Raw genomic sequence first — 13,917 nt, forward strand, 5'->3', positions numbered from 1 at the left:
CCTTTTTATTTTGCTACATACCTGTCTAATCGTCTCTCAAGCTGGCCTTGAACAAGTGAGAGAAGGAAGCAGATAATCCAATACAAGGCAGCCGCCTGTGTATATAGTAGTAGGAATTCATAATTGGTGGCTGCTATCTCCTGTGCTTTCCTGAACATTTCCGTCACCAATATCAATGAAGCCAAAGAGGTATCTTTGACAAGGCTGATAAAGGAATTTGACAACGGCGGTATGGACACCCTGGACGCCTGCGGTAAAATGATCCGCTTTAACGCCTGCGGGTATGTCATTCCCATGGAATATGCCGCCTCCCACTGCCCTTTTGGCGTAGATAAAATGGCTGCACGGATAATTTCGGAAGCATATGCACCAAGATTAAGTGAAAATCCGATAACGGCAGCCGGAAATGGATCTATAGTAACGCCTATGGACGGTAAACCGTAGAAAATGATAAATAATTGCACTAAAAGCGGTGTTCCCCTGATGATGGAGACATAGATGCTTGCTATAGTCTGGAGCGGCTTAACGGAAGAAATCCGTGCCAATGCCGTTAGCACCGCAATCACAAGACCTATGCTGAAAGAAATCAATGTCAATGGTATCGTATAAGTGAGAGCTCCCTTCACCAGTGGGAGAAGGGAACTCTGGGCAATGCTCATCATACGGTCCAGTCTTTCAGGGTCTGAAAAAATACTAGTTAAGTACATCTTCACCAAACCATTTCTCTGAAATTTTTGCATAGGTGCCGTCTTCGATCATTTCTGCCAATGCACCGTTGACTGCTTCGACAAGCTCGTCACTGCCTTTTCGGAACATAAAGCCGCTTTGTGCAGCATCTTCATGCTCTGCTACGATTTTAATTGGTGCATTCGGGCGGTTCTTCTTGAAATCAAGAACGGACAGATTATCATTGATGGTGACATCTACACGATTGGAGGATAAAAGCTCAATTGCTTGGTTAAATCCGTCTACTCCAACGATCTCCGCATTGTATTCACGTGCAATATCTGCATAGTTGCTTGTAAGTGACTGAGCAGATTTTTTACCTTCGATGTCAGCGAATCCCTTGATATCATCATTGTCTTCATTTGCCACTACCACAGCTGTGGAAGTAATATAGTGATCAGAGAAATCATACTTTTCCAAACGGTCCTCTCTTATACCAACCTGGTTTGCAATCATATCAAAACGTTTTGCATCAAGACCTGCGAACATGGCATCCCATTGCGTTTCCATGAACTTCGCTTCTACGCCTAAGCGCTTTGCCACTTCTTCTGCCACTTCCACATCAAAACCAGTCAGCTTGCCGGAATCGTCATGAAATGTGAATGGAGGGTAAGTACCTTCCGTTCCAATCAGAAGTGTTCCTTCTTCTTCCACTTTACTTAGCAGATTTTCCTTTTCTTCCGCCTTGTCGCCCTCGCCTGTCGTTTCATTATTATTTGTAGTTCCACATGCCGCCAGAACGAATGCGAATGTGAACAATAGTGTAAAGATTGTTAAATATTTCTTCATCCTTTTTAAACCCCCAGTAATCTTATCAGAATTGTTTTATTAACATATTGTATAGTATATAAAGTTTCCCCTGTTGTAAAGAGTTTTGTTTCAACATTATCATTTCCTATTTCCTCGAAAAAATGTTGCATCAGATCACCTAGAATCATCCATTACTGAACCTATACCCTGCACACGATAAGAATAACTGATCATTTAGAACCAAAAAAAAAGAGCCCGGATAATCCCGGACTCTGGTTGATAAATTAACCTGCCAAATGCTGGCCACCCTGTTGCAGCTCATACATCTGATAGTATTTTCCCTTACGCTCCATGAGTTCTTCATGGTTACCTCTTTCCACAATTGCGCCGCGATCCAATACCAGGATCTGATCTGCACTCTTAATAGTAGAAAGTCGGTGAGCAATAATAAAGGTCGTTCTTCCTTTTTTCAGCACTTCAAGCGCATTTTGGATGACTGCCTCCGTTTCAGTATCAATGCTGGCAGTTGCTTCATCCAAAATCAGGATTGCCGGATCAAAGGCCAAGGCTCTTGCAAAAGAAATGAGTTGTCTTTGTCCGGAGGAAAGCGTGCTCCCCTTTTCGATAACCGGCTCCTCCAAACCTTTTGGCAGTGCGGAGATGAAGTCCATTGCACCCACATCCTCCAACGCTTTTTTGACCTTCTCCATGGAAATCGAAGGATCCTCCAAGCTCACATTGGAAGCGATTGTACCGGAGAAAAGGAATGGGTCCTGGAGCACAATACCCATGTGCTGCCTGATTTCCTGTTTGGAAAGCTGCTGAATATCTTTCCCATCAATAAGGATTTTTCCTTTTTCAATATCATAGAAACGGAAAAGAAGGTTCATGATGGAGCTTTTTCCTGAACCTGTGTGACCCACAAGTGCCACCGTTTCCCCTTTTTGGGCCTGAAAGCTGATATCCTTCAGGACATATTCATTCTCTTTGTAGCCAAACCAGACTGATTCAAAGGAGACGTTCCCTTCATAGCGGAGATGCTTTTCATCCGATACGTCCACCCCTGCTTCATCCATCAGTTCAAATACGCGAGCTGCGGATACACGTGCCTGCTCCAGGTTTGCCAATTGATTGACCATCCCTGTAATAGGTCCAAACATTCTTCCAAGGTAGTCCACATAGGCATACAGGACACCCAGGGAGATCATTGATCCGACTCCCAATGAGGCACCACCGAAATACCAGATGACCACTACAAATGAAATGTTACGCAATACACCAACCAGATTATGGGAGGTCAACGCATTCAGGCTCAACAGTTTGTTCTGGTAAGTGAAATGCTCCTCATTCCAAGTTTCGAATTCTTCCTTCGCTTTCTTTTGGCGGCGAAAAGCTTGAATGATCGTCATCCCTTGAATGGATTCATTAATGTTTCCATTGATATCGCTTAACAGTGCTCTAATTTTATGATTATATACAGATGCGTACTTTCTGTAGAAAATAAACCACACCACAAGGATCGGAATGAGCAGCAAGCTTATGGCTGCAAGCTTTGCATCCAACAGGAATAAAGCAATATAGATCCCTGTAATATAGATGATTCCGGAAAAGAACGTAGCAAGAACTGTTACGTACAATTCCTTGATTGTTTCCGTGTCATTGGTGATACGTGATACAACCTTACCAGCTGGAAGATGATCAAAATACTGGATCGGAAGCTTTTGAATCTGACCGAATACATCCTCCCTCATCTTCTGGATGATTCGGTTTGCCGATGTCTGAAGGTAATAGCTTTGCCCATACTGGAAAAAGGATGAAACGACCAGCAGTCCAAAGTATATCGCAACGAGATACCCGATATATTTTACCTCAGGCTGATAAAAGTCGATCAGCTCGCCGTTAGTGAGTAATGTTGCCTCATACGTTGCTGACTCCTCGCCACGGGTAATGGTGAGTTCGCCATTGGAAGCACTTCTTTCACCATCAAATGTAATTTCTGAAGGAACAAAATAATACTCTCTTCCAACCTGGAGAACCCTCGCTGTTTCACTTCCAGAGGCTTCTGTTCCTTTTGCACGGTCCTCCCTTATATAGTACGATCCATCGTAATAGACCTTATCCTTTCCGTCCTCCTCTGTCGCAATCCACGTCTTTTCAATACCTAAAATGTGGTTGTCGATCATACGCTTCGCAATAAACGGACCGGTAAGCTCTGCTGCAACGGCTATGGAAAGCATGATTAGCGCAATAATGATAATTTTCTTTTGTGTAAGGGCATAGCGGAATAGCCGTTTCCCTGATTTTACTTCTTTCATGTCAACACCTCGCCTCCTTTTGGCGACTGAACTTGCTGTCGTTCAAACTGTTCTTTGTACCATCCTCCAACTGCCATTAGCTGCTCATGCATACCCGACTCGACGATTTCCCCGTTTTCAAGGACGATAATCCAATCTGCATGCTGAACTGCTGATAAACGGTGAGTGGAGATGATGGTCGTTTTACCTGATCGTTCATTTCGAATATTTTCGATGATGGCTGCTTCCGTTTTCGCATCCACCGCCGATAAGCTATCATCAAGAATCAAAATTTCAGGATTGGCGATCAGTGCTCTCGCAATAGAAATCCTTTGCTTCTGTCCGCCTGATAATGAAACGCCTTTCTCGCCGACAAGCGTCTGTAATCCTTCCGGAAGCATCTCCAGGTCTTTTGTGAATGCTGATGATTCGATTGCCCTTGCAATCTCTTCTTCTGTAGCATCTTGCTTCCCGAATAGGATATTCTCTTTTACCGTTCTGGAAAACAGCACGTGATCCTGTGGCACATAGCCGATCCAGCCTTGTATCTCCTCGAGGGTGATTCTTTCCAATGTTACGCCATCAATAGTGATCTTGCCTTTACCAATTGGATACTCTCTCAGCAATTGCTTGATGATGGTTGTTTTACCGCTTCCCGTCTTGCCGACAATCCCAAGTGTCTGCCCTTTCTTAATATGGAAGGAAACCTTCTTTAAATTATCCACTGTAGAGGAAGGATAACGGAATGTCACCTCGTCGAAATCAATGGTTGCCGGATCATTTACCGTTACGGGTGAAGCATGGTCCGCTACATCCGCTTCATAGGCAAGTGTCTCATTGACACGGTCCAATGAAGCATTTCCTCGCTGCATGACATTGATCAGCTCACCAATTGCGAACATCGGCCAAATCAGCATTCCCAAGTATACGTTAAAGCTGACAAGTTCCCCGAGTGTGATTTCTTTATGAAACACAAGGTATGCCCCGTAGCCAAGTCCGATCAGATAGCTAGCTCCGACCAGCAATTTAATAGTAGGTTCAAACAAAGAATCAATAATTGCCACTTTCACATTCTTTTTGTAGACATCATCCGTCATGTCATGGAATCTGCCCTGATCTGCGCGTTCCTGCACATACGCGCGGATGACGCGCACTCCTGCTATGGATTCAAGTACCCTGTCATTCATATCCCCGAAAGCATCTTGGGCTTCGGTAAAGCGTTGATGAATTTTCTTCCCGTATATATTCATCGCAAGGGCCATCAACGGCAATGGCAGAATGGCTGCAATTGTCAGTTTCCAGCTGATGAGGAACCCCATCGTTCCAAGGATGACCAGCATGAACGCACTGGAGTCGATAAGCGTCAGTACCCCAAAACCGGCGGTGGTCGAAATCGCCTTCAAATCGTTCGTAGCACGAGCCATCAAATCCCCTGTACGATTTTTTTCATAAAAAGTAGGTGTCATCTTTAAAAGATGCCCCATCAGCTTCGAACGTAACGATCTTTCCACCAGGAATGAACTGCCAAATAGTTGATACATCCAAACATATGTTATTCCATAGATAACGAAAGCAAGGACAAATAAAAAGGCAACATACTGAAATAGCCTTTCCGGTGTAAAAGCTCCTACCTGTATATCATCAATGGCCATCCCTATCATCTTTGGCGGAATGATTTCCAAAAACCCCGCAAAAATCAATAACGCAATGGCAACAGCATATCTTTTCCAATGCTCCTTAAAAAACCAACCCAATTTGCCTAAAACTGAAAGCATATGATCCAACCCCTTTCCGTTCTCCTAAAACTAAGATACCTACCCATCATCTGAAGCCTCTCTGTATGTGATCCTAAGAACCTTTACTTTTTCCATTTTCAATTCCTCCTCATTATTTGTTAGTTAGTGGATTAGTGGTTTCTTATATGGAAGAAAATAGTAATAACTACAAACAAAAAAAGGCACACCGAACGTCAGCCCGGTATGCCTGAGAATCTTCCCAATAAAAAAGCACACGCCACGTTCCTGAAGTGACCTGTGTTTGCACAATACTATTATCCCAAATAACACAAAAAATATAAGGTGAGGTGACAGTCAGCATCAATCCAGACTGAAAGCACTCTTAGGACAGGTCACGAGATCTATGAAGTTATAAGGCTTACCTGCAACATCACCGAAAACAACAATTAAATTAATCATCTCTAGCCCTCCTCTTCCTTAAAATTTCTGTTTCATATAATTTCCACCCTCTAAATTTATCACCACAGACAAGATTTTGTCAATTACTAATTTTAAGACAATTAAAAAGCGGAGTGCGAAATACTCAATGGAAAAATAAAATGAAAGTCGGGGCCAGACCCCGGCAGGAGTATCGTCATCCATGTCGAACGGCTTCATAATTCTTAAAGGAATATCATCTTCTCTTGCTATTTTTGGTGTTTACTGTTATTCTTAAGAAGAATTATTTTTGTTCGGTATGTAAGGATTCAAAGTTAAGATTTAACTTTCGCCTTGATATTGTTTGAGCAAGAATAGTAATACATTTGTGCGTAAAGCACATAGGAGGTAACAACATGTTACAAGGTACAGTAAAATGGTTTAACGCAGAAAAAGGATTCGGATTCATCGAGCGCCAAGACGGAGACGACGTATTCGTACACTTCTCAGCTATCCAAGGCGAAGGTTTCAAATCTTTAGAAGAAGGTCAACAAGTTACATTTGAAATCGTTCAAGGTAACCGTGGCGACCAAGCAGCTAACGTAAATAAAGCATAATTTTCCAAAAGATAAAAAAGGCTCCCTTTATGGGGGCCTTTTTATTTTGTCCTTTTTCTCCAGATTTTATCTGCAGTCCCCTTCCCTCCATTTCAATTCAATATAAACGGCTTAAATTCCATCCATATACACATACCAAGACCTCATTCACAATTCAGCCATAAAATTGTGACAGACTCGTTAAAGATGTATTTAAAATATATCTTTAACCAATCACTCCCCCTTATAATAAAGATGCATTTAAAATATATCTTTAAAAGGAGATCTTAGCATGTTAAGCCAGAAAACAATTGAGATCGTTAAGTCCACTGCACCTGTATTAGCAGACAAGGGCGTAGAAATTACTACTTACTTCTATAAGAAACTATTCGAAAATCATCCGGAATTATTAAATATCTTTAATCACGCCAACCAATCCAAAGGACGCCAGCAAACCGCTTTGGCCAATACCGTTTATGCAGCTGCAACCTATATCGACCAGCTTGAAGTCCTGCTTCCTGCAGTTAAACAGATTGCACATAAGCACCGAAGCCTGCAAGTAAAACCGGAGCATTATCCTATTGTCGGTGAGCATCTGCTGCTCGCGATCAAGGAAGTGCTTGGGGACGCTGCAACGGAGGAGATCCTGCATGCATGGGGAGAAGCCTATGGCGTCATTGCTCAAGTATTCATTGATGTGGAACAGGAAATGTATCAAGAAGCAGAAAAAGCGAATGCTGGCTGGTCCGGCTTTAATGAATTTGAAGTGGTAAGAAAAGAAGAGGAAAGCTCTGTAATCACCTCCTTCTACTTGAAGCCTGTAGACAAAAGCAAAGTTCCTCTTCATAAGCCTGGGCAATATATCACCATCCGCGTATCCATTCCTGGTGAAGAATACTTATTGAACCGCCAGTACAGTCTATCTGATGCGCCAACTGAAGAATTTTACCGGATTTCTGTCAAAAGAGAAGCGGAATTCACTCCGGAAGGAAAAGTCTCCAACTACTTGCATGATTATGTCAATGTAGGTGATAAACTGGCGCTTACTGTACCTGCAGGGGACTTCACTCTTGATACAGGCAAGTATCCTGTCTACCTCATCAGTGGTGGAGTCGGGATCACTCCTATGCTAAGTATGCTGAAGGCAATCGCTCAAACAGAGTCTACCCGCCCAACGACCTTCCTGCATGCTTCAAAAAATGGAACGGTTCATGCATTTTATGATGAAGTGAAGAATTCAATGGAAACTCTGCAAAAAGGGGAAGCCATCTTTGTCTATGAAAATCCAACAGAGGAAGATCGCAGCTTCCAAAAGTTCCACTTCGATGGATATGTAACAGAAGAAATGCTCAAAGAACTGCAGGCTGAACCAGAAGCCATATTCTATGTATGTGGACCGGTTCCATTCATGCGTGCCATCCTGACTCACCTGGAAAACATCGGAGTACCAGCGGAAAAAATCAACTATGAATTTTTCGGCCCTGCGATGGATTTGAAACAGAAGGAAAGTGTGGGGGCCTGACCCTCACTACATTAAAGCACTAAAAAAGGGCCTGACCCTCACCGTTTTAAAGCGGTGGGGGTCAGGCCCCTCAAAACGTCGTTCACTATAAACAGAGCGACAACCACATAAAAAAACCTGTTCCAAAAAGGAACAGGGTGGTTACAAACATGTAATAAAGTAAATGGTCCTATTATTATAGCATCATATTTTGATAATGGATATTTATTTTTTTGCAACATGCAAAACTTTTTCCACCGCGCATAGCAATTCCCTTGCTGCAGCAGTGGGGCAGGGTGCTTGGCTAATCGCTGAAATGACAGCAACCCCATCCGCACCAGCCTCCACCACACTCGCCACTCGTTCCTTGTCTATCCCACCGATCCCGACAATTGGCAGGGTGATTCCTGCTGCGCGGATTTCTTTGATTATATCCGGCCCTTTCACGTCATGCAGATCTGTTTTCGTGCTGGTAAAATACATCGGACCTACGCCCAGGTAATCCGCACCGCACTTCACTGCCTCTTCCGCCTCTATGACATTATGGACGGAGACACCGAGAAGTTTTTCGGCAAATTTTTCTCTTATTATGGAGATCGGTCCATCCTCCTGACCGATATGTAAACCATCTGCATCAAGGGTCAGGGCAAGTTCCACATCATCATTCACGACAAATGGTACACCGAATGATCGACAACGGCTCATCAACGCCTGCCCGAGCACTATTTTTTCCTGCCCAGATTTGGCACCGGTCCCCTTTTCACGGTATTGGAAGAGGGAAACGCCTCCTCTTAACGCTCCTTCCAGAACGGTCAGGGGATCCTCTTCATGACAATTGTTGCTTCCCATCACTAAATATAATCGCATTAAATCTTTCCATTTATCGTTTATCAAGTATTGACACTCACCCTTCTCTGCTGGTAAGCCCAGTGATTGGTAGGGCCATGGCCACTGCCAATTTGCAGGTCTTCTTCAATTGCAGCATGGATGAATTCCTTCGCTACCTGTATGGCATCCCAAACCGGCTCTCCCTTTGCCAGTTGAGACGTAATGGCAGCGGCAAAGGTACAGCCCGTTCCATGTGTGTTTTTCGTGGCAATCCTCATACTCTTCATTTCATGGAAGCTATGCCCATCATAAATTAGATCTATGAGTTCTTCTCCAAATCCGTGTCCACCTTTGATCACTACATAATCCGCTCCAAGCTTTTTCAAGATCCTTGCTGCCTGCTGACGGTCCCTAAGCGAACGGATCGGAATTTCAGTCAACACCTCCGCTTCTGGAATATTTGGGGTGATGACGGTTGCAAGCGGGATGAGCGATTCCCTCATGGAACGAATTGCATCCTCCTGCAAGAGCTTGGCTCCCCCCTTTGCAATCATCACCGGATCCACCACTACATTCCCCCATTGGAAGCTTTTTATCTGTTGTGCGACTGCTTCTATCAGAGCGCTGCTAAAAAGCATTCCCGTTTTTAAAGCATCCGGCTTCAAGTCTTCCTCTATGGAAGAAAGCTGTTGAAGCACCATATCAATAGGGATTGGATAAACCGCTTGAACGCCTTTTGTATTTTGTGCAGTTAGGGCAGTAATTGCAGACATTCCGTAGACCTTCAATTCCTGAAAGGTTTTCAGATCGGCTTGTATTCCTGCTCCTCCACCGCTATCCGAGCCTGCGATGGTTAATGCTTTTCCTATCATGATTTTCACCTCCGTACTCTTTTTCCGATAAAAAAATTAACCAAAATACCGATAATACAACGATTTTGCTGCCTGTACATCCTTTGTTCCGTGGATGAGTACCCTGCCATCCTTGAATGCTACAAGACGGTGTTTCTCTATTGCAAAGGAGAGCAGATAAGGATTTTCCTCTACATCCATTCCTCGTTCGAGAAGCACTCTTTTCAGCTCCATCAGATTCCTTTCACCCTTTTTGGATGGGCGGATCTGGACTGAGTCGCGTCCGCATAGGACCGCTGTTTTTGTTTGGTTTTCAAAGGAAAGATTCGGATAGGTTCTCTTTTCTCCGCAGCTCTTACAGCCTGCCTGTTTCATTTTCGCAACATCCATGGACACATAGTGGTTTTTCCAGAGGTCAAAAGAAACGAGCTTTCTTCGGCATGCTTCCTTGTTGCCGGTTAACAGCTTCAAGGCTTCTGCCATCTGATGTGCCACTACCATTCCAACAGCGGGAGAGATGATACCGACCGTGTCACACGTTGCCCCCCCTAGCGGAACTGTATTCAAAAGACACTGCAGACATGGAGTTTCTCCCGGTAAAACGGTAAAAGAAAGGCCGTAGCTCCCAACGCATGCCCCATAGATCCAGGGAATCTCATATTTTTGCGAGATATCATTCATGATCAGACGGATGTCAAAATTATCGGTGGCGTCAAGAAGCAGGGAAACCTGTTCATTTTTCACGAAATTCTCCAGACTCTCTGCTGTGACATCGTCTACAAGGGCATTTATTTCTACTTCCGAATTGATTTTTTCCAGACGTGCTTTTGCGGCAATAGCCTTGGGCAGCTTTTTGCTTGCATCCTCTTCACTGTAGAGCTGCTGACGCTGAAGATTGCTCCACTCGACATAATCCCTGTCGACAATGGTCAGCCTGCCGACACCTGCACGAACCAGGGCCTCGGCATTTCCTGTTCCCAGTGCACCGGCACCGATCAGGAGGACATGCTTTTGTCCTAAAAGCTTTTGACCGTCTTCCCCGATCGGTGAAAATAGGGTCTGACGTGAATAGCGTTCCATTATCCCACACTCATTCCTTCGGTCGGGCTGCTTGCTGTAGCATAGCGCTTTTTCTCCATTCGGCCCGCTTCATATCCCAAGCGTCCCGCTTCAATGGCAAGCTTCATTGCATAGGCCATTTTCACAGGATCTTTTGCGGCTGAAACTGCGGTATTCAATAAGACACCATCTGCCCCTAAATCCATCGCCTTGGCTGCATCAGCAGGGGAACCTATTCCAGCATCGACGATTACCGGGACCTTCGCCTGTTCGATGATGAAGCCAAGGTTCAATTCGTTGATGATTCCCTGTCCAGATCCGATAGGGGAAGCTCCTGGCATGATGGCATGTGCGCCAAGCTCCTCAAGTTTTCGAGCAAGAACGACATCATCGGACGTATATGGCAGGACAGTAAATCCCTCTTTCAACAATTCTTCTGTTGCTTTCAAGGTTTCCACCGGATCTGGCAGGAGGGTCTTCCAACAGCCGATCACTTCGACCTTGATCATGTCACACAGCCCGGATGCTTTAGCGAGCTTGGCAATCCGTACCGCTTCCTCTGCCGTTTTGGCACCTGCAGTGTTAGGCAGGAGCGTGTATTTCTCCAAATCCAACTTTTCCAAAAAGTTCGGCTGACTCGCTTCAAAGATATTCATTCTTCTTACGGCAAACGTCAGGATTTCCGATTCAGATACATCCACTGCCTGCTGCTGAATATCAAAATCCGGATACTTTCCTGTTCCAAGCAATAAACGAGAATTAAATGTGTATGAACCAATTTTTAACATATTATCCGCCTCCTACAAAATGTACTAATTCCAGCTGGTCACCTTCTGCAACTGTTTCCGCTGTATGAAACTCTTTTTGCAATATCTCTTTGTTCTTTTCTACAATAACTACCTTTTGATCAAGCTGAAAATGTGATAATAATTCCGCAACGGTGGTTACTTCGTTTGGAATTTCCAGCCTATCGCCATTAATCCATATTTTCATTTTTTCACCTCATTGAAGGTTCTTGTATTCTATTTAGTCCAAATGTACGACTATATTCCGGCAACGTCCATCCATTAATCATGCGGGACACCAGCTTCCCTGTGATTGGCGAAAGCAGGATTCCATTCCTGTAGTGGCCTGTGGCAATAATGAGATTGGGGATGGTGGGGTGCTGCCCCAGGAACGGGAGCCCATCACCCGTTTGCGGCCTGATTCCTGCCCATGTCCGTTCAAAGCTGGCATGCTCGATTGCCGGAAGAGTTCTGATTGCTTCCTTCATTAGGGAAGCCAGGCCTCCAATTGAAACTTTTTCGGAGAAAGTGTGGGGCACCATGGTGGCACCAACCACCAGCCGGTTGCCGCTTTTTGGTACGATATAGCAAGAATCTGTAAAAATAGTACTCTCCAAAATCGGCTTATCCGTCAGCACTGAAAAGCATTCACCTTTTACCGGATAGGACGGGAGATTTAAACCAAGCCCAGATAGGATTCTCTTACTCCATGCACCTGCGGTTACCACAATGGAAGCCCCTGAAAAGATTCCTTCACTTGTTTCCACTTTTACAGTTTCTTGATTAAGATCCTGTAGCGAATACACTTCCACATATTCTTTGATTTCTGCCCCGAGCGTGATGGCACCCTTGGCAAAAGCGTGTGTCAGCTTTTCCGGATTGACGTGCCCATCCATCGGAATATCCATGGCGCCAAGCATCTCCATCCCTAAATCCGGCTCTCTCCTCAAAACCTCTTCCTTGCTGATCCAGGCTGCCTTTTCTCCAAGTTTCTGTTGAAGCGCAATCGTCTTTTTAAGAGAAAGAGCCTCCTCTTCTTGATACGCAATCTTCAGCATCCCTTTTTGAACTAGCTCAATATCTATACCGGTTAATTCCTTCAAGTCTTGTTGCAGCTGGGGAAAAATGGCCCTACTTTCTTTTGCAAGTTCAAAAAGAGGACCCGCCTCGGTCACCTCCACCTGGGCACCAAGCATGCCTGCTGCGGCACTGGATGCCTTTGAGGCAATCCGCTCCTTTTCCAATAGAAGTACCTTTTTTCCGGATTTGCTTAAGTAATAGGCGGATGCACATCCATTGACACCCCCACCTATGATAATGACGTCATAGCTTGTGCCCATCCAATCCCTCCTGTCTCCAACTAGTTTGATAGGTAATTGCCACTTCCACCGGATCCTTGGCACTCATGATCCCGGACATGACGGCTATCCCTTTTATGCCGATACCTTTAAGCTCAGCTGTCTTGTCTGGAGTAATCCCGCCGATTGCGATCACTGGTATGGAGATGGTAGAGGCAATAGTGCTCAGCTCCTCCATTCCTCTTGGCTTCAGACCTTCCTTTGACTTTGTACTGTATACGTGTCCATAGAGCAGAAACGAAGCTCCATCTTGTTCCGCTTCTACTGCCTCCTGATAGGAATGGACCGATTTTCCGACTTGCAGTCCGGGGAAAGATCTCCTGACATCCGAAACTCCCAAGCTATGATAGGCCAGCTGTACCCCTCCTACCCCGAGTGTATGGGCCACGTCCACCCGGTCATTGATGAAGATTTTCTTAGGAGGAATTCCACCATGAATCAGTCTTTCCACTAATTGATATATCTCTTGTGCTGATCGATTCTTTTCCCTTACATGTATGAGATCAACATAGGTATAAATCGAACAAAGAATGGATACCAGTTCATCATCTGACCTTTTTCCATCTGTAATAACATGCAGCGTCATTTCCAACACCCTTTTTTCTCTTTTATCTCAAATAAAGACTAGTGTTGATTCTTAAGAATCCAGCTGTTGATTGGAGCAATAGGCGGAGACTCCTCGAAAATGCGAGCATTTTCTTCGTGCGATGTGTCGCTGCCGCAGCCTTCCTTGTCCTACGGGAAGCTCCAGCACCGCCCCTTGGGTCGCTACGCCTAGTGCGGAAATCAACTGCGGTGTTTAACGGCCCCATTCCATAAAAAAAACCACTCTTCGCGTAAGAGTGGTTTAGTCTATCAATGGTATGTACTTTCCTCATCCAAAATAGAACGGCTCCACTTCCCTACGCTGGTATTAACCAGATCAGGTTCGAAGGGTCTGGAAATCGTTCTTTCCATCTCAGTCACTTATGACTCCCCTAGTGATAAATATTCAATTGATACCTTCATTTTAACAC

At 44.6% G+C, this 13,917-nt stretch carries 13 protein-coding genes and 1 riboswitch; of the genes, 2 read left to right on the forward strand and 11 right to left on the reverse strand.

All coding sequences use genetic code 11. The features are described from left to right. Window positions 1-5: 5 nt before the first annotated feature. The 4 genes from ACFVAD_RS05140 to ACFVAD_RS05155 all read right to left on the reverse strand — a co-directional run bounded on the left by ACFVAD_RS05140 (window position 6) and on the right by ACFVAD_RS05155 (window position 5,545). Window positions 6-707, reverse strand: a complete 702-nt coding sequence (locus ACFVAD_RS05140; RefSeq protein ID WP_386637131.1) for an amino acid ABC transporter permease — start codon at window positions 705-707, stop codon at window positions 6-8. After that, window positions 694-1,515, reverse strand: coding sequence for an amino acid ABC transporter substrate-binding protein (locus tag ACFVAD_RS05145; protein WP_386636793.1), 822 nt, complete (start codon window positions 1,513-1,515; stop codon window positions 694-696). The genes ACFVAD_RS05140 and ACFVAD_RS05145 overlap by 14 nt, the downstream gene beginning before the upstream one ends. A gap of 245 nt (window positions 1,516-1,760) precedes the next feature. Continuing rightward, window positions 1,761-3,791 (reverse strand): ABC transporter ATP-binding protein, encoded by a 2,031-nt coding sequence (locus ACFVAD_RS05150; RefSeq protein ID WP_386636795.1) that lies wholly within the window; start codon window positions 3,789-3,791, stop codon window positions 1,761-1,763. Next, window positions 3,788-5,545, reverse strand: coding sequence for an ABC transporter ATP-binding protein (locus ACFVAD_RS05155; protein WP_386636797.1), 1,758 nt, complete (start codon window positions 5,543-5,545; stop codon window positions 3,788-3,790). The genes ACFVAD_RS05150 and ACFVAD_RS05155 overlap by 4 nt, the downstream gene beginning before the upstream one ends. 794 nt (window positions 5,546-6,339) lie before the next feature. Between ACFVAD_RS05155 and ACFVAD_RS05160 the strand changes: the two genes are divergently transcribed. Together ACFVAD_RS05160 and hmpA are read left to right on the forward strand one after the other, a co-directional pair. Further along, window positions 6,340-6,540 carry a cold-shock protein gene (locus tag ACFVAD_RS05160; RefSeq protein WP_386636799.1) on the forward strand — a complete coding sequence of 67 codons (201 nt, stop codon included), beginning with the start codon at window positions 6,340-6,342 and terminating at the stop codon, window positions 6,538-6,540. Between the two features lie 271 nt (window positions 6,541-6,811). Further along, window positions 6,812-8,041 carry an NO-inducible flavohemoprotein gene (gene hmpA, locus ACFVAD_RS05165; protein ID WP_386636801.1) on the forward strand — a complete coding sequence of 410 codons (1,230 nt, stop codon included), beginning with the start codon at window positions 6,812-6,814 and terminating at the stop codon, window positions 8,039-8,041. Window positions 8,042-8,245: 204 nt separating this feature from the next. Here hmpA and thiE read toward each other — a convergent pair whose 3' ends face one another. The 7 genes from thiE to tenI are packed head-to-tail and all read right to left on the reverse strand — an operon-like array spanning window position 8,246 to window position 13,487. After that, the gene (gene thiE / locus ACFVAD_RS05170; protein ID WP_386636803.1) at window positions 8,246-8,887 is read right to left on the reverse strand and encodes a thiamine phosphate synthase; all 642 of its coding nucleotides are present in this window, start codon (window positions 8,885-8,887) and stop codon (window positions 8,246-8,248) included. 23 nt (window positions 8,888-8,910) lie between these two features. Then, the gene (gene thiD / locus ACFVAD_RS05175) at window positions 8,911-9,720 is read right to left on the reverse strand and encodes a bifunctional hydroxymethylpyrimidine kinase/phosphomethylpyrimidine kinase (protein WP_386636805.1); all 810 of its coding nucleotides are present in this window, start codon (window positions 9,718-9,720) and stop codon (window positions 8,911-8,913) included. A 36-nt stretch (window positions 9,721-9,756) separates the two neighbouring features. Beyond that, complete coding sequence (locus ACFVAD_RS05180; RefSeq protein ID WP_386637133.1) at window positions 9,757-10,782, reverse strand: thiazole biosynthesis adenylyltransferase ThiF; 1,026 nt, start codon at window positions 10,780-10,782, stop codon at window positions 9,757-9,759. Then, window positions 10,779-11,546 carry a thiazole synthase gene (locus ACFVAD_RS05185; protein WP_386636807.1) on the reverse strand — a complete coding sequence of 256 codons (768 nt, stop codon included), beginning with the start codon at window positions 11,544-11,546 and terminating at the stop codon, window positions 10,779-10,781. Before ACFVAD_RS05185 ends, ACFVAD_RS05180 begins: the two co-directional genes overlap by 4 nt. Before the next feature lies 1 nt (window position 11,547). Further along, the gene (gene thiS, locus ACFVAD_RS05190) at window positions 11,548-11,751 is read right to left on the reverse strand and encodes a sulfur carrier protein ThiS (RefSeq protein ID WP_386636809.1); all 204 of its coding nucleotides are present in this window, start codon (window positions 11,749-11,751) and stop codon (window positions 11,548-11,550) included. Window positions 11,752-11,755: 4 nt separating this feature from the next. After that, window positions 11,756-12,883: a glycine oxidase ThiO gene (gene thiO / locus ACFVAD_RS05195; RefSeq protein ID WP_386636811.1), complete on the reverse strand. Its 1,128-nt coding sequence runs from the start codon at window positions 12,881-12,883 to the stop codon at window positions 11,756-11,758. Next, window positions 12,867-13,487: a thiazole tautomerase TenI gene (gene tenI / locus ACFVAD_RS05200; RefSeq protein WP_386637135.1), complete on the reverse strand. Its 621-nt coding sequence runs from the start codon at window positions 13,485-13,487 to the stop codon at window positions 12,867-12,869. Before tenI ends, thiO begins: the two co-directional genes overlap by 17 nt. A gap of 296 nt (window positions 13,488-13,783) precedes the next feature. Next, a riboswitch (TPP riboswitch) is annotated at window positions 13,784-13,890 on the reverse strand. Between the last annotated feature and the right edge of the window lie 27 nt (window positions 13,891-13,917).

Source organism: Sutcliffiella sp. NPDC057660 (assembly GCF_042800035.1).
Lineage (GTDB): Bacteria > Bacillota > Bacilli > Bacillales > Bacillaceae_I > Sutcliffiella_A.